This is a genomic window from Aquamicrobium terrae (assembly GCF_040545735.1).
GTDB classification, from domain to species: domain Bacteria; phylum Pseudomonadota; class Alphaproteobacteria; order Rhizobiales; family Rhizobiaceae; genus Mesorhizobium; species Mesorhizobium terrae_A.
In genome coordinates, this window is the sequence record NZ_JBEPML010000022.1 from 52,339 (window position 1) to 76,183 (window position 23,845).

At 64.2% G+C, this 23,845-nt stretch carries 22 protein-coding genes and 1 pseudogene; 20 read left to right on the top strand and 3 right to left on the bottom strand.

The window, feature by feature from the left end; all coding sequences use genetic code 11:
- The first annotated feature begins 52 nt into the window (after positions 1-52).
- The 9 genes and pseudogenes from ABID37_RS22355 to ABID37_RS22395 all read left to right on the top strand — a co-directional run.
- Positions 53-979, top strand: a complete 927-nt coding sequence (locus tag ABID37_RS22355; RefSeq protein ID WP_354198922.1) for a formylglycine-generating enzyme family protein — start codon at positions 53-55, stop codon at positions 977-979.
- A complete protein-coding gene (locus tag ABID37_RS22360) occupies positions 976-1,362 on the top strand; it encodes a DUF1622 domain-containing protein (RefSeq protein ID WP_354198850.1) in 387 nt (128 codons plus the stop codon). The genes ABID37_RS22355 and ABID37_RS22360 overlap by 4 nt, the downstream gene beginning before the upstream one ends.
- A gap of 86 nt (positions 1,363-1,448) precedes the next feature.
- Positions 1,449-2,663, top strand: a complete 1,215-nt coding sequence (locus ABID37_RS22365; protein WP_354198851.1) for a hypothetical protein — start codon at positions 1,449-1,451, stop codon at positions 2,661-2,663.
- Between the two features lie 10 nt (positions 2,664-2,673).
- Complete coding sequence (locus tag ABID37_RS22370) at positions 2,674-4,002, top strand: DUF3300 domain-containing protein (protein WP_354198853.1); 1,329 nt, start codon at positions 2,674-2,676, stop codon at positions 4,000-4,002.
- Between the two features lie 19 nt (positions 4,003-4,021).
- Entirely contained in the window at positions 4,022-4,966 is a 945-nt protein-coding gene (locus ABID37_RS22375) for a DUF2950 domain-containing protein (RefSeq protein WP_354198855.1), read from the top strand.
- Between the two features lie 4 nt (positions 4,967-4,970).
- Positions 4,971-5,996, top strand: coding sequence for an HAD family hydrolase (locus ABID37_RS22380; protein WP_435521618.1), 1,026 nt, complete (start codon positions 4,971-4,973; stop codon positions 5,994-5,996).
- Positions 5,997-6,046: 50 nt separating this feature from the next.
- Positions 6,047-6,835 (top strand): outer membrane protein, encoded by a 789-nt coding sequence (locus ABID37_RS22385; protein ID WP_354198857.1) that lies wholly within the window; start codon positions 6,047-6,049, stop codon positions 6,833-6,835.
- Positions 6,836-6,922: 87 nt separating this feature from the next.
- Positions 6,923-8,200 carry a class I SAM-dependent methyltransferase gene (locus tag ABID37_RS22390; RefSeq protein WP_354198858.1) on the top strand — a complete coding sequence of 426 codons (1,278 nt, stop codon included), beginning with the start codon at positions 6,923-6,925 and terminating at the stop codon, positions 8,198-8,200.
- Positions 8,201-8,267: 67 nt separating this feature from the next.
- Positions 8,268-8,456: pseudogene (locus ABID37_RS22395) on the top strand (LysR family transcriptional regulator); the annotation flags it as partial.
- A gap of 14 nt (positions 8,457-8,470) precedes the next feature.
- Here the strand turns inward: ABID37_RS22395 and ABID37_RS22400 are convergent.
- On the bottom strand, positions 8,471-9,928 hold the full coding sequence (locus ABID37_RS22400; protein WP_354198860.1) for a short-chain fatty acyl-CoA regulator family protein: 1,458 nt from the start codon (positions 9,926-9,928) through the stop codon (positions 8,471-8,473).
- Between the two features lie 262 nt (positions 9,929-10,190).
- Here ABID37_RS22400 and ABID37_RS22405 point away from each other — a divergent pair, with 262 nt between their 5' ends.
- Genes ABID37_RS22405 through prpB form a run of 3 tightly spaced genes read left to right on the top strand, consistent with a single transcriptional unit; the run spans position 10,191 to position 13,802 of the window.
- On the top strand, positions 10,191-11,705 hold the full coding sequence (locus ABID37_RS22405) for an MmgE/PrpD family protein (protein ID WP_354198862.1): 1,515 nt from the start codon (positions 10,191-10,193) through the stop codon (positions 11,703-11,705).
- Between the two features lie 10 nt (positions 11,706-11,715).
- Positions 11,716-12,882: a bifunctional 2-methylcitrate synthase/citrate synthase gene (gene prpC / locus ABID37_RS22410; RefSeq protein WP_354198864.1), complete on the top strand. Its 1,167-nt coding sequence runs from the start codon at positions 11,716-11,718 to the stop codon at positions 12,880-12,882.
- 8 nt (positions 12,883-12,890) lie between these two features.
- A complete protein-coding gene (prpB, locus tag ABID37_RS22415) occupies positions 12,891-13,802 on the top strand; it encodes a methylisocitrate lyase (RefSeq protein ID WP_354198866.1) in 912 nt (303 codons plus the stop codon).
- Positions 13,803-13,848: 46 nt separating this feature from the next.
- On the opposite strand, the gene ABID37_RS22420 is transcribed toward prpB, so the two are convergent.
- Positions 13,849-14,778, bottom strand: coding sequence for a LysR family transcriptional regulator (locus tag ABID37_RS22420; protein WP_354198868.1), 930 nt, complete (start codon positions 14,776-14,778; stop codon positions 13,849-13,851).
- A gap of 212 nt (positions 14,779-14,990) precedes the next feature.
- On the opposite strand from ABID37_RS22420, the gene ABID37_RS22425 reads away from it, so the two are divergent.
- From ABID37_RS22425 to ABID37_RS22455, 7 genes are read left to right on the top strand one after another with little or no spacing between them, the layout of a single operon-like run.
- Entirely contained in the window at positions 14,991-15,386 is a 396-nt protein-coding gene (locus tag ABID37_RS22425) for a RidA family protein (RefSeq protein WP_354198870.1), read from the top strand.
- Between the two features lie 11 nt (positions 15,387-15,397).
- On the top strand, positions 15,398-15,874 hold the full coding sequence (locus ABID37_RS22430; protein WP_354198872.1) for a VOC family protein: 477 nt from the start codon (positions 15,398-15,400) through the stop codon (positions 15,872-15,874).
- Positions 15,875-15,895: 21 nt separating this feature from the next.
- On the top strand, positions 15,896-17,332 hold the full coding sequence (locus ABID37_RS22435; protein WP_354198874.1) for a Na+/H+ antiporter NhaC family protein: 1,437 nt from the start codon (positions 15,896-15,898) through the stop codon (positions 17,330-17,332).
- A 29-nt stretch (positions 17,333-17,361) separates the two neighbouring features.
- The gene (locus tag ABID37_RS22440; protein WP_354198876.1) at positions 17,362-18,291 is read left to right on the top strand and encodes a dihydrodipicolinate synthase family protein; all 930 of its coding nucleotides are present in this window, start codon (positions 17,362-17,364) and stop codon (positions 18,289-18,291) included.
- Entirely contained in the window at positions 18,291-19,475 is a 1,185-nt protein-coding gene (locus ABID37_RS22445; RefSeq protein ID WP_354198878.1) for an NAD(P)/FAD-dependent oxidoreductase, read from the top strand. The genes ABID37_RS22440 and ABID37_RS22445 overlap by 1 nt, the downstream gene beginning before the upstream one ends.
- A 3-nt stretch (positions 19,476-19,478) precedes the next feature.
- Positions 19,479-19,775, top strand: coding sequence for a (2Fe-2S)-binding protein (locus tag ABID37_RS22450; protein WP_354198880.1), 297 nt, complete (start codon positions 19,479-19,481; stop codon positions 19,773-19,775).
- The gene (locus ABID37_RS22455) at positions 19,772-21,199 is read left to right on the top strand and encodes an FAD-dependent oxidoreductase (RefSeq protein ID WP_354198882.1); all 1,428 of its coding nucleotides are present in this window, start codon (positions 19,772-19,774) and stop codon (positions 21,197-21,199) included. The genes ABID37_RS22450 and ABID37_RS22455 overlap by 4 nt, the downstream gene beginning before the upstream one ends.
- Before the next feature lie 98 nt (positions 21,200-21,297).
- Here the strand turns inward: ABID37_RS22455 and ABID37_RS22460 are convergent, their stop codons facing one another.
- Positions 21,298-21,561 carry a helix-turn-helix domain-containing protein gene (locus ABID37_RS22460; protein ID WP_354198884.1) on the bottom strand — a complete coding sequence of 88 codons (264 nt, stop codon included), beginning with the start codon at positions 21,559-21,561 and terminating at the stop codon, positions 21,298-21,300.
- A gap of 439 nt (positions 21,562-22,000) precedes the next feature.
- Between ABID37_RS22460 and lhpI the strand changes: the two genes are divergently transcribed.
- Positions 22,001-23,698, top strand: coding sequence for a cis-3-hydroxy-L-proline dehydratase (lhpI, locus tag ABID37_RS22465; protein ID WP_354198926.1), 1,698 nt, complete (start codon positions 22,001-22,003; stop codon positions 23,696-23,698).
- Positions 23,699-23,845: the final 147 nt, after the last annotated feature.

A 23,845-nucleotide genomic window follows, 5' to 3' on the forward strand; every position in this document is an offset into this window, starting at 1 on the left:
GCAACCAGCCCCGATGGACGACGCCCGGGCGCACCTTGCGGCGCCGGCCGGCATGGTCTGGATTCCGGGCGGCCGGTTCATGATGGGCTCGGACAAGCACTATCCGGAGGAAGCGCCGGCGCATCGCGTTCAGGTGGACGGCTTCTGGATGGATGCATTCACGGTCACCAATGCCGACTTCGAGCGCTTCGTCAAGGAAACCCGCTATGTGACGGTGGCCGAACGCCCGGCCGACCCGGACGATTATCCGGGGGCCTTGCCGGAAATGCTGGCGCCCGCATCGACCGTGTTCCAGAAGCCGGCCGGACTTGTGGACATGGGCAACCACTATAACTGGTGGACCTATGTGCGCGGTGCCAACTGGCGTCACCCGCGCGGCGCGGGAACCTCGGTCAGGAAGATCATGGACCACCCGGTCGTGCATGTGGCGTGGGAGGATGTCGAGGCCTACGCCAAATGGGCCGGCAAGGAACTGCCGACCGAAGCCGAATGGGAGTTTGCCGCGCGCGGCGGTCTCGATGGCAGGGAATTCGTGTGGGGCGACGAACTCACCCCCGGCGGCAAGTATATGGCCAACACCTGGCAAGGCGAGTTTCCCTATCGCAACACCCAGGACGACGGCTACGAATTCACCTCGCCGGTAGGGTCTTTCGCCCCCAACGGCTACGGGCTGTACGACATGGCCGGAAATGTCTGGCAATGGACGAGCGACTGGTATCAGGAGCACGGCAGGATCGACGGTCCCTGCTGCACCGCGACCAACCCGCGCGGGGCCGCGCGCGAGGCAAGCATCGACCAGCGCAATACGGCCGCCGGCATCCCGCGCAAGGTCACCAAGGGCGGCTCCCATCTGTGCGCGCCGAACTACTGTCGCCGCTACCGGCCCGCCGCGCGCATGGCGCAGCCGATCGACACATCCATCTCGCACCTCGGTTTCAGGTGCATCTCGCGGCCGCAAAGGGAGGCTGACCGGCCATGATGCGTGATCTGCTCGTCGAGCTTACCGAACAGGTTGTTCCGATCGTGGAGCTGATGGCGCTCGCGGTCATCGTGATCGGCACGGTGGAGGCGTTTCTCAGAGGCATTCCCGGCGCGCTGAAGGGCGATAGCGCACACCCCGCCATCCGCTCGATCTGGATGCGCTATTCCCGCTGGCTGGTCGCCGGCCTCACCTTCCAGCTTGCGGCCGACATCATCGAGACCTCGGTGACGCCAAGTTGGGGGGAGATCGGGCAGGTCAGCGCAATCGCCGTCATTCGCACCTTCCTCAACTTCTTTCTGGAGCGCGACCAGCGCGAGCTGCGCGAACTGGAAGCGGAAGATACGGCAGCCAGGCTTGCCGAGCCGGAAGAACCGGCATGATCCCGGCCCATGGCGACGGTGTCGTTTCAGGCTTTGTAAGGAGAGAATCCGGACGTGACACGGAGGCGTCGGGACCGATCGTGAAGATGCAGTTCACAACTCAAAAGGCGTCCGCGCCAGGTCCTGGTGGCGAAGCATGGTTCTCGCTGATCCGCGGTGGGCCGATCTATCTGTTCCTGAGGCGTATTGGGCTGGCCGCGCCCGGGTGGCGCGGCGCCGCACTGCTTTGTGCAGTTCTCGTCGCCGTCTGCTTCCTGCCGCTGGTCATCCTTTCGGCCATGGACGGCACGCTGTTGGCTCGGCAGGCAGGGATGCCGCTTGCCGGCGATGTGGCCACGCTCTGCCGCTTCCTGATCGCCCTGCCGGCGCTGGTGTTAATCGCGCCCGACAGCGACGCGCTCTCGCGCCGGGCGCTAGCTCATTTCCTCGATGCGGGTCTTGTTCAAGCGGAAGGTCGGCAAGCCTTCATGCAAATCGTGAAAGGCGTCGTGCGTCTGCGCGATACCGTATGGCCGGAACTGCTCCTCGTGGTCGTGGCCTTTCTTCCCGCATTGCTGCCGCCGGGTACCGGTCCGCTGGTCGGTACCGTGGCGGGATGGAGCTTCGATGCCGATTACAGCCTGACCCCGGCCGGCATGTGGCTCCAGTTCGTCGCCAAGCCGATTTGGCTGCTGGTGGCCCTCTTGTGGATCTGGCGGCTCGTGCTGTGGGCGCTTCTTTTGCGACGTATCACCCGGCTCGACCTTGCCCTCCATGCCGCTCATCCGGACGGGGCCGGTGGACTGGGTTTCCTGCCGGCCCTCCAGCAGCGCCTGTCCAAGTTCTCCTTCGCCGGCGGCGTCGTCATCGCCGGCGCTATGGCCAACGAGATCATTTATGCAGGCGCCACGGTCGAAAGCATAAGGGGCCCGCTCATCGCCTATATCATCATTGCGACCCTGCTTCTGTGCCTGCCGTTGTTCGTGCTGGCGCCACGCCTTGCCCTGCTGAAGCGACAGGGCCTGTTCGCCTATGGGGCGCTTGGCGATGCCTATCTGCGCGCATTCGAGGCGAAATGGCTTCGCCCAGCCCGCCGGCCTGCAACCGAAAGTGAGGCCCTTGGGGAAATGGGCGGCGAATACGGGACGCTGACCGATCTCAATCAGGCGTATGCGGTCGTCCAGAACCTGTCCATCGTTCCTGTCAACCGCTACGTGCTGGCCGGCATCGCACTGCCTGCCGTGTTGCCGATGGTCCCCGTGGTGCTTCTTGCCCTTGGCGTGCAGGAACTCATCACACGCCTGTTTTCCCTGCTTGGATGAGGAGGAGACCATGCTTGCACTCCGGCTCTTCAAATTGGCGGGTACTGCCGCCATCACCCTGCTGATGCTGGCAGGCGGTGCCACGCTACCCGCCCGCGCCCAACAGCAGCAGGTCACCGCCGATGATCCGGCAGCCGCCGCCTCCGACGTGCCGGCGCCCCTCGATGCCGACGAGATGGAAATTCTGGTGGCACGCATCGCGCTCTATCCGGACGATCTCGTTGCGGTCATTACGGCATCCGCACTCTATCCGCTGCAAGTGGTGGAAGCCGGGCGCTATCTGGAGAGCTACGCCAAGGACAAGAGCCTGCAGCCCAAGGATGGCTGGGATGGCAGCGTGATCTCGCTGCTCAACTATCCCGAGATCGTGAAGATGATGAGTGAGGACCTCGACTGGACGCAGGCGCTGGGGCAGGCGATAGCCTACCAGCAGCAGGACGCACTCATCGCCATCCAGCAGCTTCGCGAGGAAGCCGTCGCCAAGGGCGTCATCAAGACCGACGACAAGGTGAAGGTCGACAAGCAGGGCGGCAACGTCATCATAGAGCCGGCCAGCCCCGAGGTGATCTATGTCCCGCGCTACGACCCGCAGGTGCTCTATGTCGCGGATTATCCGCTGGCCCCAGTCGCCTACTATCCGGACCCTTATCCCTATTACTGGAATCCGGGAGCCACCTTCTTTGCCGGCGCGGTTACCGGCGCCATTTGGGCGGCCGCGGTCGATTGGGATGACTGGGATGTCTGGGGCGGGCATTGGAACGGGCCGGACATCGACATCGATTGCAACCATTGCCTCAACAACATCGATCTCAACGGCAAGGTGAATTTCGGCGACATCGACTGGAAGAATGTCGACCGTTCGAAGATCAGGATCGACCGCGACCAGTTCGCCAGCCTCGAGCGCAACGGCATCAGGAACAGCATCAAGGCCGGCGGCGACAATGCGCTGCGCGACCGGACGGCGAACATCAAGCGGGAAAATGTGGCCGGCCGGTCCGGTAAAGGGAAGGCGCAGACCGCCGACATCCGCAAATTGACGCTGGAAGGGCTCAAGCCGGGGCCTGGGGCGAGCAGGCCGGCGATGCAGAAACCCGCAAACGTCAAGCGCGAGGTGTCGAAGCCGAAGGTCCAGAAGCCTGCCGCCGCCGCCCGCCCTGCCGGCAAGGTGAAGCCGGCGGCCAGGGTAGACAACAGGCCACGGCAGGCGACCGGCCTCGGCGATGTCGATCGCGGCAAGGTCTCGCAGATGCGGTCGGATCGTGGCCGGCAGTCCATGGGTGGCGGGCTGCGCGGCGGCGCGCACAAGGCCGTCAAACGGCCCACCGGGCGCCGGCATTGAGAAGAGGAGGACCGAAGCGATGAACGCCGCCCTTCACACCCTGACCATACACACGCTGCGTACCACGATCCTCGCCGGTCTGGCGCTGATGCCCGCCATGGTCTTTGGCGAGGATCTGCCGCGCATCTCCTCCCTTGCTGCTTTTGCCGAACCGCCCACCTTCGATAGCGCGGATGCGGCTGTCACCGCCATGAAGACGGCGCTTTGGGACAACGATCTCGAAGCGCTCGCCGTTCTGCTCGGCCTCGATGCCGCAAAGCTCAAGGCCGACGCAAACACCGCCGCCACCTTTGCGCAGATCCGCAACGGTGCGGAAAAACGGGTGGTCGTCGAGGACGTGGACGATCGCAAGCTTGTCGAAATCGGCGACAAGCTCTGGCCCTTGCCTTTCCCGCTGGTCAAGGATGGGGATGGCAAATGGAGTTTCGACACCTATGCCGGCCTGCAGGAGATCGTGAACCGGCGGGTCGGCCAGAACGAACTGGAGGCGATCGCCACCATGCGCGCCTATGTCGACGCCCAGAGCGACTATCGGGCGCTCGATCGTGACGGCGATGGCGTGCTCGAATACGCCCAGCGGCTGATCAGCAGCGAGGGCCGGACCGATGGGCTCTACTGGCCCGCCGAACAGGGAGACGGCGACAGCCCGGCCGGCGAGTTTGTCGACCAAGCCGTGCTCGCGGACGGCAACGATGGCTATTTCGGCTACCGCTACCGCATCCTGACGCGGCAGGGCGTCCACATAGCCGGCGGCGACCACGACTACATCATCAACGGCAACATGATCGTCGGCTTCGCCCTCATCGCCTGGCCGGTCCGCTATGGCGAAACAGGCGTCAAGACCTTTGAGGTGAACCAGAGTGGCATCGTCTACGAGGCCGATCTCGGCGGGGAAACCGAAGCGCTCGTCAAGCGCATCAGGAGTTTCAATCCCGACAGGAACTGGAACGTTGTTGGAGACTGACGGCATGGCAACACCTTCTTTCGCCACCCGCCGCGAATTTCTCGGAGGCTCCTCCCTGTTGGCAAGCACCATGGCCATCCCCGCTTTCGCGACGCGGGCATCGGCTGAGGAAACGCCTCTTGCCTCATGGCACGACGGCCCGGCCAGAAACGCCATCGTCGCCTTCGTCGAGCGCACGACGGGGCAGGGCAGCCCGGATTTCGTGCCGCCCGAGGAGCGCATCACCGTCTTCGACAATGACGGCACCCTGTGGTCCGAGCAGCCGGTCTATTTCCAGCTCGCTTTCGCGCTCGACCGGATCAGGGCGCTCGCCGCCGTCAACTCCGGCCTCGCCGGAATCGAACCCTACAAGTCGGTCCTTTCCGGCGACCCTGCCGCGATTGCCGCGCTGGGGGAAATGGGGCTGCTCCAGATCGTGGCGCTGACCCATGCGGGGATGACGACCGAACAGTTTCAGGTGCAGGTGAAGGAATGGCTGAAAACCGCCCGCCACCCCCGTTTCGACCGGCCCTATACCGACCTCGTCTTCCAGCCGATGCTGGAGCTTTTGGCATACCTGCGGGCGAACGGCTTCAAGACCTACATCGTTTCCGGCGGCGGCGTGGACTTCATGCGTCCCTGGGTGGAAACGGTCTACGGCATTCCGCCCGAGCAGATCGTGGGTTCGGCCATACAAGCTCAGTTCGAGATCGACGGCGGCAAGGCCGAACTGCGCAAGCTGCCGGAGATCGAGTTCAACAATGACGGCCCCGGCAAGCCGGTCGCCATCAACCGCTTCATCGGCAGGCTTCCCGTATTCGCCGCCGGCAATTCCGACGGCGACCTCGAAATGCTGCAATGGACGACGCTCCGTCCGGGGCCGCGCTTCGGCATGATCGTGCATCACACCGATGCCGAACGGGAATGGGCCTACGACCGGGACTCGAAGATGGGCCGACTGGACCGCGCGCTCGCCGAAGCGCCCGATCGGGGCTGGCTCGTCGTCGACATGCAGCAGGACTGGAAGACCGTCTATCCTTTCCAGATGTAAGATCAATCGTCATCCGGGGCGTCCCGGATCCTGACCCGAGGGGACTTTCAATGCATATTTCCAAGCGGCTCTTCCCGGCGCTGGCTCTGGCCTTTCCGGCGGCGCCCGCTCACGCGGCCGACATTGTGACGCCGGTCACACCCGAAACGATGCAGATCGAGGCGAACGGCTGGACCTTCGCTTTCAGCCCGTATTTCTGGGCCGCCGGCCTGTCCGGGGACGTCTCCCAATTCGGCATACCGGGAACGGTCCATCTCAGCCCCGATTTCGGGGACATACTGAACAATCTCGACTTTGCCGTCATGGCGATCGGCGAGGCGCGCTATGACCGTTACAGCTTCTTCGGTGATGTCATCTATACCAAGCTTTCCATCGATTCCGGCACGCCCAGGGGCATCCTCGCCGACAGCGTCGACCTCACCTCGCAGACTTTCGCAGGGCTCTTCGGTGCCGGCTACTCGGTTTTCCAGGACGGCAACAGCCATCTCGACGTCGTCGGCGGCGTCCGGGTATGGGATGTCCGCACGGAGGTTTCCTTCGACGGCGGCGTTCTCGACGGGCGCGTGTTCTCGGACGGCAAGACCTGGGTGGATGCGATGGTCGGCCTGCGCGCGCGCTACGACTTCAACGACAATTTCTACCTGACGGGCTGGGGCATGATCGGCGCCGGCGGCGCTAAAGTGGACTGGGACGTGGCCGCCGGCCTCGGCTACCAGTTCAACGAGACATGGTCCGCTGTGGTCGGCTACCGGGCGCTCGGCGTTGATTATGACCGCGATGGCTTCGTCTTCGACGCTGTCCAGCATGGCCCCATCATGGGCTTGGTTGTGCGTTTTTGACGGGCAATTTCGACGGCCAGGCCGTGATGCCTGGCCGACCGATTCAATGCCCGGCGTTGCCAGGATCGTTGCGAAAGAACAGGGCAAATGACGCATGAAGGGCATGTGATACCGGTGCGCGGTGGACATGGCGAATATGGCGCTGACGGTAATGAAAGTATCGCCGCTACCGTGCGCGCCTTCTATGAGCGGCATCCCTATCCGGCTCCGCCAGAAGATCTGGATGCTTATCGCACCCGCATGAACGATGATCGCGTGCGGGTGACGGAGCATCGTCTCTTCTGGCCCAATCTCACGCTTCGAGATAATTTTTCGGTGCTGATCGCTGGCTGCGGAACCGTTCAGGCCGTCAAGCACGCGATGCGCTGGCCAAACGCCCACATCGTCGGTATCGACGTGAGCGAGGCAAGCATCGAGCGCACTGCCGCTCTAAAGGAAAGATACGGTCTTAAGAACCTTGAGCTCGCATGTCTTCCGGTCGAACAGGCCGGCCGACTCCACCAACGTTTCGACCAGATCATATGTACGGGTGTGCTGCACCATCTTCCGGACCCGGATGTGGGTTTGCTGGCCTTACGCGAGGTACTTGCGCCTGGGGGTGCGATGCATCTCATGCTGTATGCTCCATACGGCCGTACCGGCATCTATCTGTTGCAGGACTATTGCCGCCGGCTCGGTATTGGCTCGTCCTTAACGGATATCCACGAACTTGACGCGGCGCTGCGCCAGTTGCCGCAAGGGCATGCACTATGGCCTTTACTGAAGGCCTCTCCCGATTTTCGCTACGAGGCCGGCTTGGCCGATGCGCTGCTGCATCCACGGGATCGTCCCTATTCGGTTCCAGAGTTTTTCGAGTTCGTGAAACGGGGCGGTTTGCGGTTCGGACGCTGGCTGCGGCAAGCGCCCTATCTACCGCACTGCGGCGCGCCATCGAAAACACCGCATTATGGCCGGCTGGCCAAGCTCGGGGGCGTTGAGCAATATGCGGCCATGGAGCTGTTCCGGGGCAACATGGTGCGCCACAGCGCCATTCTTTATCGGGACGACGAACAGACCGCCAACCAGACGATCAATTTTGCTGGAGAGTCATGGCTTGACTATCGGCCCGTCCGCCTGCCGGAAACGGTATGCGTTGAAGAGCAACTGCCACCCGGTGCGGCCGGAGTGTTGATCAACCGGCGGCATATCGACAAGGACATCTATCTGCCGATCAATTCGGTGGAGAAACAATTGGTTCTCGCTATCGACGGCGTGCGTAGCGTTCGTGACCTGATGAAAGCTTATGGTCACAGGCAGCCGCTGAAGATGCTGTTCCAGCGTCTGTGGTGGTACGACCAGATCGTATTCGATACCTCCAATCTTTGAGGGGTTCTGGCGTGCTCACACGGCGGATAAGATTGGCCTTCGGCAGGGTAAGACTGTTTAGCCGCCGCGTTTCGATGCGGGCGTTCACCTGGGCGGCGAGATGGCAAAAGACATGACCGCGGTGCGCATCGGGCCTGACATTCCCGTGGCGATCGTCGACTCGCCCGACTATTTTCGCGCGCATGCCGTTCCGAACTTGCCGACGCAACTGATTGATCATCGCGCCATCAATCTGCGGCTGCCCCCATCGGCGGCAGGCTTCGTCTGCCTTCACCCTCTTGGTGGAGACGCTGCGTTTTCGGGCGTGATTGCCCACGAATACGGCGCGAATGAACTCTGGCGGTCGTCGATGGCCAGTGCCTTCGTGATCGGCGGGAATGCTCTTTGCGGGCATTCGGGACGTTCGCACACCTTGCATCCGGCGCCGATCAGCGTTCGCGCGGCTGGATCGTTCTGGCTAATGCCTTGCGAATAGACAAGCCGGTTGGCATGGTGCAGGTCGCAGCCAAGGCCGATCGCGAACCTTTTCGCCGGTGTCCGGTAGCCGCCGCGTGAGTTCTCCACCATTCGGGCGATCCAGAGGTAGGCGCGGCCGTCCGGCATCTCCGCGACCTGGGTCAGTATCTCGCCGGGATTGGAGAATGCGTCGTAGACGTTCCAGAGCGGACAGGTTCCGCCGATCCGTGAGAAGTGAAAGTCCGTTGCCGACTGCCGCTTGGAGATGTTGCCCGCCCTGTCGACGCGGACAAAGAAGAAGGGCACGCCGCGCGCCTCGGGGCGCTGCAGCGTGCTGAGCCGATGGCAGACCGTCTCGAAGCCGACACCGAAATCGCGGCCGAGCAGATCGATATCGTAGCGCAACTGCTCTGCCAGTTGAAGAAATGGCGCATAGGGCAAAATGAGCGCGCCGGCGAAATAATTGGCGAGACCGATGTGAGCAAGGGATCGTGCTTCGTCACTCGAGAACGCCCCTCGGGCAACCAGGTCATCCATCAGTTCGCGCTGCTCAAGGAAGGCAAGCTGCGTGGCCATCTGGAAGGCCTGCTGTCCAGGTCGCAGCCTGCGTGACAGCCAGAGGGTGCGTGTCTCGGGATCAAACTGCCGCTGGATGCCGGCACCGGCGTCTTCCCTCAGATCGGCCAGCCGCAGTCCGTGCCTGGTTTCCAGTCTGCCGGCGAGCACCGGTGCCATCCGGCCAACCGGCATGCCCAGTTCCTGGGCAACGATTTCCGCAGCGCGGTCGAGCGCATCGACATAGTTGCGGTTGGTGTAGAAAAAATCGCGCACTTCCTCAAACGGCGTCGAAGGCAGTCCCATCAGTTCGTTCTGCCGGTCGCCACCGAGCTTTGCCGCATAGGCGGCCGCCTGCTCGCTCGTCTGCTTGAGCCTTCGGCTCTGGGAAATGAAGGCGCGTGCCAGAGCCGGCATGTTGCTGGCCAGTTCGCGCAGGTCGGTGGAGGCAATCGGTTCGCCCAGCGCCGGATCGGACAGCGCCTCCCGCAGCTCGCCGATCAGCCGTGCATCGTCATTGTCGGAGAAGAGCTGCACGTCCATGCCGAACGCGGCGTTGAGCCTCAGCAGCACCGGCACGGTCAGCGGCCGTTGATTGTTCTCGATCTGGTTGAAATAGGAAAGCGAGATGCCGAGCGCGTCAGCCAGCGCCTGCTGGGTGAGTTTGCGCTCCTCGCGCAGCCGCTTCAACCGCACGCCCATGAACGCCTTCTTCATGGTCGGCCTCGCTGCCGATACCTTTGCAAACTTTGCATATTCACGGAATGCCCTTCACAAAATTCTGCATTTTCAGTCATTTACGCCTCTTATCCTATGCGGATAGTGCGGAGTTGAAAAGCCCATCGGAGCATCGACGCTGGAACATGCAGACGATCAGATCGGAACAAGTCGCGCCTCGCTTTCTGACGGTCGATGCCGATGGCGTGCAGATGCTCATTCCGCTCCAGGAAGATCAACCGTCAGTGAAGGATGCCGTTTCGTGAAGTTGCATAAGGTTCGTACCTACAAATCCGCCGAAAAGCTCGCCCGTGAGGATCAGCTTGCCTGGAAGATCGCGTCCGTGGCGGCCGACAACGTGGCGCTCGACGCCGATGTGGTGGAGATGATCGGAAACCGCATCATCGACAATGCGGCCGTCGCCGCCGCATCGCTGGCGCGCCGCCCGGTCGTCAGCGCCCGGGCACAGGCTGTGGCGCATCCCTTCCTGCCGGGCGCGACCGTGTTCGGTCTTTCCACCGCGAAACGCGTTTCGCCGGAATGGGCGGCGTGGGCGAACGGCGTTGCTGTGCGCGAACTGGATTTCCACGACACCTTCCTTGCCGCCGACTATTCGCATCCGGGCGACAACATTCCGCCGATCCTTGCCGTGGCCCAACATTGCGGCCTGTCGGGCGCGGCGCTGGCCAGGGGCATCGCCACCGGCTACGAGGTGCAGGTCAATCTGGTGAAGGGCATCTGCCTGCATAAACATAAGATCGACCACATTGCCCATCTTGGGCCCTCGGTCGCCGCCGGCATCGGCACGGCGCTCGGCCTTTCGGCAAACGTTATCTATCAGGCCGTGCAGCAGGCGCTGCATGTGACGACCACCACGCGCCAGTCGCGCAAGGGCGCGATTTCGAGCTGGAAGGCCTATGCGCCGGCGTTCGCCGGCAAGATGGCGGTGGAAGCGGTCGACCGCGTGATGCGCGGGGAGGGGGCTCCGTCGCCGGCATGGGAGGGTGAGGACGGGTTCATTGCCTGGCTGCTCTCCGGCCCTGGCGCCGAATATGTCGTACCGCTGCCCGAAAAGGGGGAGGCCAAGCGCGCCATCATGGACACCTACACCAAGGAGCATTCGGCCGAATACCAGAGCCAGGCGCTCATCGATCTGGCGCGCCGCATGGGACCGAAGGTCGGCGATCTGACCAAGGTGAAGGACATCGTCATCCACACCAGCCATCACACCCACTACGTGATCGGCACCGGCGCCAACGACCCGCAGAAGATGGACCCGAAGGCCAGCCGCGAAACGCTCGACCATTCGATCATGTACATTTTCGCCGTGGCACTGGAAGACGGCGGCTGGCACCACGAGCGCTCCTATGCGCCCGAACGCGCCAACTGGCCGGAAACGGTGGCCCTGTGGCACAGGATTTCCACCGTGGAGGACCCGGAATGGACGCGCCGCTACCACAGCCATGATCCGAAGGAAAAGGCCTTTGGCGGCCGCGTTACCGTCACCCTTCAGGACGGCTCGGTCATCGAGGACGAGTTGGCGATCGCCGATGCGCATCCGCTGGGCGCGCGCCCCTTCACCCGTCCGGACTACGTCGACAAGTTCCGCACGCTGGCCGACGGCGTCGTGGAAAAGGCCGAGCAGGACCGCTTCATCGCCACCGTCGAGCGCCTCATGGAGCTGAAGCCGGAGGAACTGGCCGGCCTGACCTTCACGGTCCAGCCGGACAAGCTTGGCCCGGCTGCCGCCACCGGCATTTTCGACTGGAAGCGATAGGGAGGAAGCCATGAGCGCATTCAAGCCGAAGAAGTCCGTTGCCCTGTCCGGCGTCGTTGCCGGCAACACGGCGCTGTGCACCGTGGGGCGCACCGGCAACGATCTCCACTATCGCGGCTACGACATTCTCGACATGGCCGAGACTTGCGAGTTCGAGGAGATCGCCCATCTCCTCGTCCACGGCACGCTGCCGACGCAGGCCGAGCTTGCCGCCTACAAGGCGAAGCTGAAGGCGCTGCGCGGGCTGCCCGATGCAGTGAAGCGCACGCTGGAGCTTTTGCCGGCCGCGACCCATCCGATGGACGTGATGCGCTCCGGCGTCTCCGCTCTCGGCTGCGTGCTGCCGGAGGCGCCGGACCACAACCTGCCCGGCGCGCGCGACATCGCCGACCGCCTGATGGCCTCGCTGGGTTCCATGCTGCTCTACTGGCATCATCATGCCCATAACGGGCGGCGCATCGAGGTCGAGACCGACGATGACAGCATCGGCGGCCATTTCCTCCACCTTCTGCACGGCAAGGCGCCGAAGGTCTCTCATGTGAAGGCGATGCACATCTCGCTGATCCTCTATGCGGAGCACGAGTTCAACGCCTCGACCTTCACCGGGCGCATGATCGCAGGCACCGGCTCGGATGTCTACTCGGCCATCACCGGGGCTATCGGCGCGCTGCGCGGGCCGAAGCACGGCGGCGCCAACGAGGTCGCCTTCGAGATCCACAAGCGCTACGCCGATCCGGACGAGGCGGAAGCCGACATCCGCCGCCGCGTCGAGGCGAAAGAGGTCGTCATCGGCTTCGGCCATCCGGTCTATACGGTGAGCGACCCGCGCAACAAGGTCATCAAGACCGTGGCGCGCCAGCTCTCCGTCGAGGCCGGATCGACGAAGATGTTCGACATCGCCGAGCGCATCGAATCCACCATGGCCGACGCCAAGAAAATGTTCCCGAACCTCGACTGGTTCAGCGCGGTGTCCTATCACATGATGGGCGTGCCGACGGCCATGTTTACGCCGCTCTTCGTCATCTCGCGCACCAGCGGCTGGGCGGCGCATATCATCGAACAGCGCATCGACAACAAGATCATCCGCCCGTCCGCCAACTATGTCGGGCCGGAAAATCTCGAATTCGTGCCGATCGAACGTCGTGGCCGGCCGGCCGAAAACTCCAAGGCAGCCTGAGGAAAAGCATGCCCTATCTCGTATCTTCGGACTTTCCGCAGAAACCCGCGGGCGAGCGCTTCAGGGCGCTGGTCGAGCGCGGCGGCATCGCAAGGCTTCCCGGAACCCATAACGGCATGGCCGCCTTGCAGGCCAGAGCCGCGGGCTTCGAGGGGCTCTACCTGTCGGGCGCGGCCATGACGGCCTCGATGGGCATTCCCGACCTCGGCATCATCACCGTCGACGAGGTGGCCTTCTTCATCCGCCAGATCGCCCGCGCGTCCGGTCTGCCGCTGCTGGTCGATGGCGACACCGGCTATGGAGAGGCACTCAACGTGATGCATATGGTACGCACCTTCGAGGATGCGGGCGCCGGCGCGGTCCACATCGAAGACCAGCTCTTGCCCAAGAAGTGCGGCCACCTCAATGACAAGAAGCTGGCCGCCGCCAACGACATGGCGACCAAGGTCGCCGCCGCGGCAAAAGCCCGCCGCCACCTCTACATCATCGCCCGCACCGATGCGGCGGCCAGCGAAGGCATCGACGGGGCCGTCGCGCGGGCAAAGCTCTACATGGAAGCCGGCGCCGATGCGATCTTCCCCGAGGCGCTGACCACGGCCGACATGTTTCGCGAGTTCGCCGCGCACATGCCGGGCGTGCCGCTGCTCGCCAACATGACCGAATTCGGCCGCACGCCTTTCTTCACCGCCGACGAGTTCGAGGCCATGGGCTACAGGATGGTGATCTGGCCGGTATCGTCGTTGCGCGTCGCCAACAAGGCCCAGGAAAAGCTCTATGCCACGTTGAAACGCGACGGATCGGCAAAGGCTATGGTGCCAGAAATGCAGACCCGCGCTGAGCTCTACGACACGATCGGCCTTGCCGCCTACGAGGCGCTGGATGCCTCGATCATTGCCACTGTAGTGCCTGAGCCTGCGTAGGAACCGAAAGGCGGCGCGCTGATCTGCTTGACCCGTCCTTTCTCCCTCAATCCGACGGTGCCCGCGCCTCGCTCAGCGCGGCGGGGACCAGCCGCCTGCCAATCTGCTCCGCCAGCGCGGTCAGTTGTGGCGAGAACTGGCGGTTGCGCCGTGCGATCAGGTGGACATAGACCGCCTGTAATTGTGGGGCCTCGATGCGGACGGCGACCAGCCGGCCGCTAGACAGTTCGGAACCGACACTGAACTCCGGCAGAACCGTCACACCCCGCCGTGCGCAGGCGGTACGGATCAGCAGCGCGATGGAGTTGGTGGTCAACACCGGTGCCACCGCCTGGCCGGCATCGGTTGCCGCAATGTCGATAGTCTGGCGGATGCGGAAACCTTGGCCCATCAATGCCAGCGGCTGCGCGCAAAGCTCGGCGATCGAGATGCTGGTGCGTCCGGCCAGAGGATGCGCGACATGCATGATCGCCTTCAGCGGCACCGGTGCCCGGAAGCGCGACACGATGTGCGGATGCGACAGCGGATGAAAGCCGAGGCCGAAATGCACCTCGTCCTCCAGCAGCGCCTGCACCATGCGCGGGGTGTCGGTCACGTTCACCGACAGTGTAAAACCCGGCCAGGCATCCATGAATCCATCCAGCGTGTCGTAAAGCGCTTCGCCCAGAAATCCCTCGCCGAGCGCAAGCTGCACATGTCCCGAGCGCGCGGTGGTCAGGTCCAGAAGCTGCCCGCGCAATGCCTCGATGCTGGCCTGCCGGGTGCGGTAGTATTCGATGACCGCCTGTCCAGCTTCCGTCAGCCGGATCTCGCGCTGGCCATGCTCGATCAGGCGGGTCCCGATCTCACGCTCCAGCTGCGCGATCTGGCGGCTGATCGAGGACGGCGCCACCTCCAGCACATCGGCGGCGGCCCGCATCGAGCCGCTGCGCCATGCCTGAAACAGGAACCTCACCCGGCGGTCATCAATGGTCAAGTCAACCCCTCACGAAATTGCGTCCCAAGCACTGCTGGCGCAACATCATGCCCAATTTGACGATAAGTCGCGGAATATCCGTAAGATCGTTGCGCTGAATGCAACATTCTTGGCATGAATCCGACATTGATTGCAACCTTTGTGACGTGTCGAATGAGGGCATCGCCGCCTGCGTCCAGCGTGGAGCGGCCAAACCAGCATGGGAGGACATGATGGAAATGCGCGAAATCAATCCCTGGAACTGGCAGGCGGGCTTTGGATTTGCCCATGCCAAGGAGGTTACGGGCGTCAGCCGAATCCTGACCTTGTCAGGGCAATGCGCCACAGACGCCAATGGCGCGCCCCAGCACAAGGACGATATGGCAGGGCAGTTGCAGCTTGCCGTGGCGAACCTGGGCGAGGTGCTGAAGCAGGCTGGCATGGATTATTCCAACGTCACCGGCATCCGCGTCTATACGACCGATATGGACGCTACGCTGGCGAACTGGGCTTCGCTGATCGGCCCCTTCGCCGCTGTTGGCAACACCCCGGCCAGCACGCTTGTCGGTATCACCCGGTTGTTCTCGCCCGACCTGCTGGTCGAGGTCGAAGCCATCGCCTGCGCCTGAGGGAGGTCCACATGATCCGGGGCATCCATCATCCGGCCATAACCACCGGCGATATCGACCGCCTGCTGCCCTTTTATCGGGACCTGCTGGGCTTTACCGAGGTCTTCGGCTTCGGCTGGGAGGCAGGAACCGACATGTCCGGCTTTGCCGCAGGCATTACCGGCGTGGCGGATTCGACCGCGCGCTCGGTGTTGCTGAAGGCCGGCACTGCCTTCCTCGAACTGTTTGAATACAAGCAACCGGCCTCGACCCGAAGCGACGACCGCGCGCTGTACCAGCAAGGCTTCGCGCATGTCTGCTTCGACAGCGACGACGTGATTGCCGACCATGCGCGACTGTCGGCGGCCGGGGTGCCATTCGTCTCGGCGCCCGTGGATGTGGGGCCGATGCGGCTGTGCTATTGCCGCGACCCCGATGGCAATTTCGTTGAATTGCAGCAGATCACCGACCCGGCCAGCGACCTCGTACTGCGCGCGGCCCTGGGCTGAAACCCCAACAGGGAATTCATCATGAACAACTCGCTCCTTCGCTTCCGGGGAGGCATCGGGATGGCGTTCCTGCCCGCCCTGGTCTTCCTGTGCCTGTGCGTACTCTACTTCGTCGTCTTCAAGGCCTTCGACATGACGGCGCTGGCAATGGGAGGCTTCGTTTCGCTGCTGATCGGTGCACTCTTTGCCCGCGACTACACAAAATTCTGGGAACACGCCCTGCGCGGTATCGGCAGCGAGACCTCGGTGGCGATCATCGTCATCCTGTTTATGGTCGGCATGATCTCGGCGCTGATCAAGACCACGGGCGTTGCCTCCGGCTTCGTCTGGTTGGCTCAGGAGACCGGGCTGAACGTGGGCTACTACACCTTCTTCGTGTTCGTCGCGGTCGCCGCGATCTCGATGGCCACGGGCTCGTCGATCGGCACCATGTTCACCGCCTTCCCGATCTTCTACGCAGCCGGCATCACCATTGGTGCCGACCCGGCACCGCTGGCCGGCGCGATCCTGTCGGCGGCGATCCTGGGCGACAACCTCGCGCCCATCTCGGACACCACGATCATTTCATCCTCTTCCCAGCGTTACCGCACGAGGAATGCCGTGGCCGATATCGGCGGCGTCGTGCGGCACCGGGCGCGCTATGCGCTGACGGCGGCCGTCATTTCGGCGCTGCTATTCCTGTTCATCGGCATGTCCTCGGACAATGCCGGAACCGTGGTGACGGAGTTTTCCGGCAATGCCAGCCCGGCGCCGTTGCTGATGCTGATCCCGGTGGCAATCATGCTGATCGTGGCGATGGTTACACGTGACATCTTCAAGGCGGTGACGGTGGGGCTGATCCTCGGCTCGATCACTGGGCTGGCCACCGGCCTGCTGACCGTCGATGCCATCATCGGCGTGACCGACGGCAATCCCAGCGGCTTCCTCTATGACGGGGTGAACTCCATGCTGGGCACGGTGGCGCTGGTGATCTCGGTGTTCGGCATCATGGGCGTACTGCGCGGCGCCGGCGTGATGGAGATGATGATCGACCGGATCACCTCCAGCGCCATGGCGTCGAGCCCGCGCGGCGTGGAATTTGCCATCGGTATCGGCGTATCGGCCACCACGCTGCTGTTCGGCGGCGTGAATTCGGCCGCGATGCTGGCCTTTGGCCCCATCGCCGACGAGTTGGGCGCACGCGTGGGCCTGCATCCCTATCGGCGCTCGAACATCATGGATTGCTTTGCCCTTGGCCTCGCCTCGGTGGTGCCGGTGCTGAGCGCCTATCTGTTCATCGGGGCGCTGCTGACCTCGGGCTATGAGGGGACGCCGGCGCAATCGACCTTCGCGCTGTTTCCTGTCACCCTTTATCCGCTGGTGCTGACGGTGGTGATGATCGTTGCCGCCTGGACGGGCTGGGGTCGCACCTTCGAGGCCGCGAACGGCGAACCGGTCAAGACACGGGCGGGCGCGTAAGCGCCCCCCTTTCATCGAAGGAGATCGACATGGATCGCAACAGCGTCGCCTGGACGGGCTATATTCCCGCCATCACCACCCCCTTCGACCGCGCTGGACGGCTGGACCTCGACTCCTTCGCGGGCCAGATGGACTGGCTGGCAGCCGAGCGCATGCATGGCGTCATACTTGCGGGCACCAGCGGGGAGTGGTTCAGCATGACCACGGCCGAACGCGCCGACCTGTTCGAGGCCGGCGCCCGCTGGCGCGGGCAGGGGCTGGTGGTGATCGGCGCCTGCAATGCCTTCACGCCGGCCGAGGCGATCACCCACGCCCGCGCCGCCGAAAAGGCCGGGCTGGACGGCATCCTTTTGACCCCGCCACCCTATATGGTGCCGAACCGGCGCGAGATCGTGAACTTCTATCGCACGGTTTCGGACGCCACCGACATTCCGATGACCATCTACAACTGGCCCCGCGGCTGCATCGTGGACATGGACCCCAACCTGCTGGACGAACTGGCGGATATCGACAACGTTGTGGCCATCAAGAACTCTACCGGCGATTTCGCCTCGTTCCTTTCGACCATGTACCGGGTCGAGGGGCGGGTGCGCTATTTCGGCTTGCCGACCTCGGCTTTGGGTGCCGATCTCGCGCTGCTGGGGCATGGGGACGGGCTGATGGGCTCAGGCGGCGTGCTGGGCGCCGACCATCCCGATTTCTGGCGCGCGATCGCAGAGGGCGACCGCGACCGCGCCATCCGGCTGGGTGAACGGGACCGTGTGGTCATGCAGGCCTGGTTCCAGCCAAATTACGGCGCGCAGTTCGGCAACCAGCAGGCGATTATGAAGACCGCGCTGCGGCTGCGGGGGGTGCCGGCGGGCTTCGTGCGTGACCCGCTGCTGGAACTGACCGATGGCGAAGTGCAGCGCGTCGCCGATACCCTGCACGCCCTGGGCATCGAGACCCGGCCGCTCTGATGGGCCGACACTATGATGCGGTGGTGATCGGAGGCGGCCTTCTGGGCTGCATCACCGCCTGGATGATCGGGCGCGACGGCGGGCAGGTTCTGCTGGTCGAGCGCGACCAGATCAACCAGCATGCTTCCGGTCGTAATGCGGGCAGTCTGCATTTCCAGCTTGAATATCGCATGATCGAGCGCGGGCTGGATGCCGCCCGCAAGGCCGCCGAGGCCATGCCCCTGCATCTGGAGGCAGCGCGGCTGTGGTCGGAACTGCCCGCCCTGACCGGCGAAAACATCGAGGTCAAGCAGTCCGGCGGCCTGATGATCGCCGAGGATGCTGCGCAGGTCGCCCTGCTGGAGCAGAAAACCGAGATAGAGCGCGCGTGGGGCCTCGATATCAGTGTGATCGATCGGGCGGGGATCGACCGTATCGCGCCCTATCTTTCGCCCCGTGTGGTCGCGGCCGCGTGGTGTCCGGTCGAGGGCAAGGCCGATGCCCGCACCGCCGCCCCGGCGATGGCCCGTGCCGCTTTGCGCGCGGGCGCGGAAATCCGCACCCGCTGCGAGGTCCTCGCTCTCTCGCGGCAGGGCGGGTGCTGGCAGGTGGATTTGCAGGATCGCGGGGTCGGGATGCGGGACCGGGTGACTGCGGATGCCGTGGTGATCGCCGCCGGTGTCTGGACGACGAAACTGGGCGAAATGATGGGGGCCCATCTGCCCACCGTACCACTGGCGTTGACCATGAGCGTCAGCCTGCGCATTCCGAAGCTGATGTCGCATCTGGTCCAGCACGCCGGCGGGCGACTGTCGCTGAAGCAGGCGCTGGACGGCAACATCCTGATTGGCGGCGGCTGGCCGGCGCGGCTGCCGCTGGGCGCGGACGGCCATCCGGATTTCGACGCCAAGCCTGACCTTCTGCGTGACAGCCTTGCCGGCAATGCGGCGATGGCGATCCGCGTGCTTCCCGAACTCGCCGGCCTGCCGATGCTGCGCAGTTGGGTGGGCACCACGACGATCACTCCCGACCAGTTGCCACTGGTCGGCCCGGTGCCCGGCCAACCCGGCGCCTTCGTGGCCACCGGCGGTTCGGCCTTCACGCTCGGCCCCAGTTTTGCGCAGGTTCTGGCGGGGCTGGTCGCCGGGCGTGCGCCGGCACTGGACATGAGCAAGTTCGACGCTGCCCGCTATGCGAAAGGCTGAGCCATGATGACCTGGGAACGCAAGCCTGCCCCGCGCGGCCGAGCGGTTAGCTTCACTTTCGAGGGTCGCGAGATCGCCGCCTATGAGGGCGAGACGGTGGCGGCGGCACTACTGGCCGCCGGCATCGTGGCCTTCGGCGCCACGCGCGAAGGGGACGCGCGCATGCCGCTGTGCAATATGGGCACCTGCTTCGATTGCGCGCTGGTGGTGGACGAGCAGTATCTGGTGCGCGGTTGTCTTACAGACGTGCGCGAGGGACTTTGCGTCTCCCGTCACCGGCCAGCTAGGGGGAAGCGATGATCGACCTTGCCATCGTGGGCGCCGGCCCGGCCGGCATGGCGGCCGCCCTTGAGGTTGCCGAGGCGGGGTTCTCCGTTCTGGTGGTGGACGAGCAGGCCCGCGCCGGCGGCCAGATATTTCGCCGCCCGCCGGCCGAATGGGGCATCCGCCACGGCGACTACCGACCCTATCCCTGGGCACAAGGCCTGATCGAGCGTTTCGAGGACCATCCCCGCATCGAGGCGCTGTTCCGCGCCACCGCCTTCGGCATGCTGCGCGATGCGCCGGAGGTGGGCAGCGGGCTGCAACTGGCGGTGCATTCCGCGCAGGGCGGACGGCTGGTCGCCGCGCGGCGCCTGCTGATTGCTACTGGCGCTCATGACATGCCGGTAGCTTTCCCCGGCTGGACTTTGCCCGGCGTGATGACCGCCGGAGCCGTGCAATCGCTGCTGAAAAGTCAGAAGTTGCTGGCCGGACAAAGACTGGTACTGGCCGGCTCGCATCCGATCCTGCTGATCCTTGCCGCGCAGCTGCTGGATGCCGGTGCCCGCATCGCCGAGATTGCCTTCGCCCGTGGCCTGCCACGGCTGGCCGAGATGGTGGGTGCGTTGCCGGCGGTGCCCGGTCATGTGGCCCTGTTCGCGGATGCGGCGCGGGCGCTGCGCAAGATCCTGGCGCATGGCGTGCGCCTGTCGCGCCATACCGTCGTGACGGGCGCTGAAGGCGGGGAGGCGCTTTCCGGCGTGCGACTGCAAAAGGTGGATGGCGATTGGGCGCCGAAGGGCGAGGCCCGGCTGGTGGCGGCGGATGTGCTGGCGCTGGGCTACGGCTTTCACCCGTCGACCGAACTGGCGCGCCAGGCCGGCTGCAACCTGCATTGGCACTCGGCGGCCGGGGGTTGGCTGGTCAGCCATGACGATGCTTTCCGCACCAGCGCCGAGGGGATTTTCGTTGCCGGAGAACCCACCGGCATTGCCGGTGCGGAACGCGCATGGGCTGAGGGACGGGTGGCCGGGCTGGCCATCGCTGCCTCGCTGGGCGCGAAGCCAAGCGCGGCACGGCAGGTCGAGGCCGCGCGAATGCTGGCGCGCGCGGGCCGCTTTTCCCGCGTGGTGCAGGCGATGTTCGCGCCGAACCGCACGGCGCTGGCGGCGCTCTCGCTCCCCGAGGAGACCATCATCTGCCGCTGCGAACTGGTGCGCAGCGGCCAGTTGGACGCGGTGCTGGCCAACAACCCTTTCATCCTGTCGGCCAGCGCGGCGAAACTGGAATGCCGCAGCGGCATGGGCCTATGCCAGGGCCGCTATTGCGAGGCCACGGTGGCTGCACGTATTGCCGCTGCGCGTAGAGCTCCGATCGAGGCCTCCGGCCGCTTTAGTGCTCACCTGCCAGTCAAGCCGGTGCCGCTGCAAAGCTACTGCGACCTGAGGCGCGGTGAAGAGTAAGGTTGAGAGCCCATTATCGAGGAGGGCGGGGGCTCCTTACGGGCTGCTATATGACTGCGGGGCGACTTCATGTTCGAAGTGCCCCGTCTCCACCCTGGTCAAGCCGCGTCCGGGACGTCGGAAATCTCGTCAAAGATGCCCTGGGGAAGTCCGAGGGCGCGGGCGATGCGGTCACGGTAGCCCTTATCGAAGCGGTGGCCGCGTTCCATCAATTCGACTTCCTCGACCGTCAGGCCGCTTGTGACAGCTATGTCTTCGATCGAATAACCCAGATGTTCCCGATAGGCCCGGATTACCGGGGTCCCTGCTGAAATTTTGGTCAGCACTGCTTCGGGCAGCGCGTAGGGCGTTGCAGTCGCCATTCTTGTCTCCAATACAAAGATCGGCCTTGTCAAACGCACCACAAGCGACGGCCGATATTGAAACAGGATGCCGAAAAGCCCGTGTAGGCGGCATCTAAAGCTGCGATCACTCTCAAATCACGAGAGGCGCCGGCGCAATATGGCGGCTGCGGGCCGTTCGATCAAGAACCCCGGTCGCAAAAGTCTTCCGTTCCATCATGCCGGCCAAAACAAGCGCCAGCACCTGCGGGCGGAAACCGCTGCTTTCCAGGCGTCAAATGCCGCTTTCCCGACCGCGTTCCGGCAAGTGACCGTTTTGTCCGGCTGGTGTGGAAAAGTCGACTTGAAACAGGTGTGTTGCTGGTTCAGCTTCGTCGGAGGGACTGATGGCCTCAAGGCAGGAGCCCAGTCGGCACCGAATGTGCTTCCCACGCGGTTCAGGGCACGGAACAATCTATCCATGGCGGATCAGGGTTCATCGACAGCATCGATCATTCTGGCGGGCACCGCGCAAGGCCGGATCGTCTCCACCCATGAAGCGCTGAGTTTCTGGGGCGGGGTCGATCCTGCGAGCGGCCGCGTCATCGACGCCCATCATCCCTTGCACGGCGAACTGCTGACGGGCGCGATATTGCTCATGCCGACAAGCCGGGGATCATGCTCGGGCTCTGGCGTTCTGCTCGACATGGCTCTGACAGGCAAGGCTCCAACCGCGCTGGTCTTTTGCGAAGACGAGGATGTTCTGACGCTGGGCGGGCTTGTGGCTTCGGAAATGTTCGGGAAGACGGTTCCGATCATGCGCATTTCCCCGAACGCATTTCAGGAGCTGTCACGCGCAAGGACAGCCACGATCGGCGATGCTGCCATCAAGGCCGAAGGGCTCGCCATTCCCCTTGCCGCCAAGGCGCCGCGCTCGCTCCATCTGTCGGCGTCGGACAAGGCCAAGCTGGAAGGCGCGCATGGCGAGGCGGTGCGCCAGGCCATGCGGATCATCTGCGCCATGGCGACCCAGCAAGGAGCGGCCCGTCTCGTTGACGTCACGCAGGTCCACATCGACGGCTGCATCTATGCGGGGCCCGCCAATCTGACATTCGCGGAACACTTCGCGAAGATGGGAGCCCGGGTTTGCGTTCCGACGACGACGAATGCCATCTCGGTGGATCACGACAACTGGCGGGCGCAAGGCGTTCTCTCCTCCTTCGGCCTGCCCGCTGCGCGATTGGCCGATGCCTATGTCCGCATGGGATGCAGTTCCAGCTTCACCTGCGCGCCCTATCTGCTCGACAGCGCACCGCGAGCAGGCGACTGTATCGCCTGGGCCGAGTCCAACGCCGTCATTTTCGCCAATACGGTGCTCGGCGCGAGAACCGCAAAGCATCCGGATTTCCTCGACCTCTGCATCGCGCTTACCGGACGCGCACCGCTGGCCGGCGCCTACCTCGATGCAGGTCGCAAGGCGCGCTGCATCATCGAGGTGGAATGGCCGGACCATGCCGATGAGGCCATATGGCCGCTCGTGGGTTATCTTGCCGGCCGCGCCTCGCCGGATCATGTTCCGCTTCTGCGTGGGCTCGCCGCGACACGGCCGTCGAGAGACAATCTGCAGGCTCTGTGCGCAGCCTTCGGCACGACCTCTGCGGCCCCAATGCTTCACATCGAGGGCGTGACGCCAGACGCGGAGAATGCGGCGGCCGACGATGCGGACAGGGTGCGGATCACGCGCGGCGACATCGGTGCAGCCTGGCTTTCTCTGAATAGCGGTCCGGAGGAGGTGGATCTCGTTGCCTTCGGCAGTCCTCATGCATCGCTCGAAGAACTGCACGCTATCGCCGATGCGTTCGGTAGTCGTCGAAAGCGGCCGGAAGTTGCCGTCATCGTGACGGCTGGCAGAGACGTCATTGCGCAAGCACGTCGCGATGGCGTTCTGGCGCGCCTTGAGAGCTCCGGCGTCCGGGTTCTGCCCGATCTGTGCTGGTGCTCCATTACGGAGCCGGTGTTTCCGCCAAAGGCGCGGACCGTGATGACCACTTCCGGGAAGTATGCCCACTACGGCCCGGGTCTCTCGGGTCGGGTAGTCCGGTTTGGCGCTCTGGCTGACTGTGTGCGGGCGGCAATCGAGGGAAGGGCGCCCTCGCGTATTCCGGAATGGATGGCGTGAGAGCGTTGAGTGGTGACGGCCCAATTCGATCGGGAGCCTTCAGCAACCCCTTTCAAGGTGGTCGTTGCCGGATGACCTGCCAAAGCAAAGGCAATTCGATTGGACCGAAGATCGCAGCCTCAAAAAATCCATCTTCCATGCGGAATG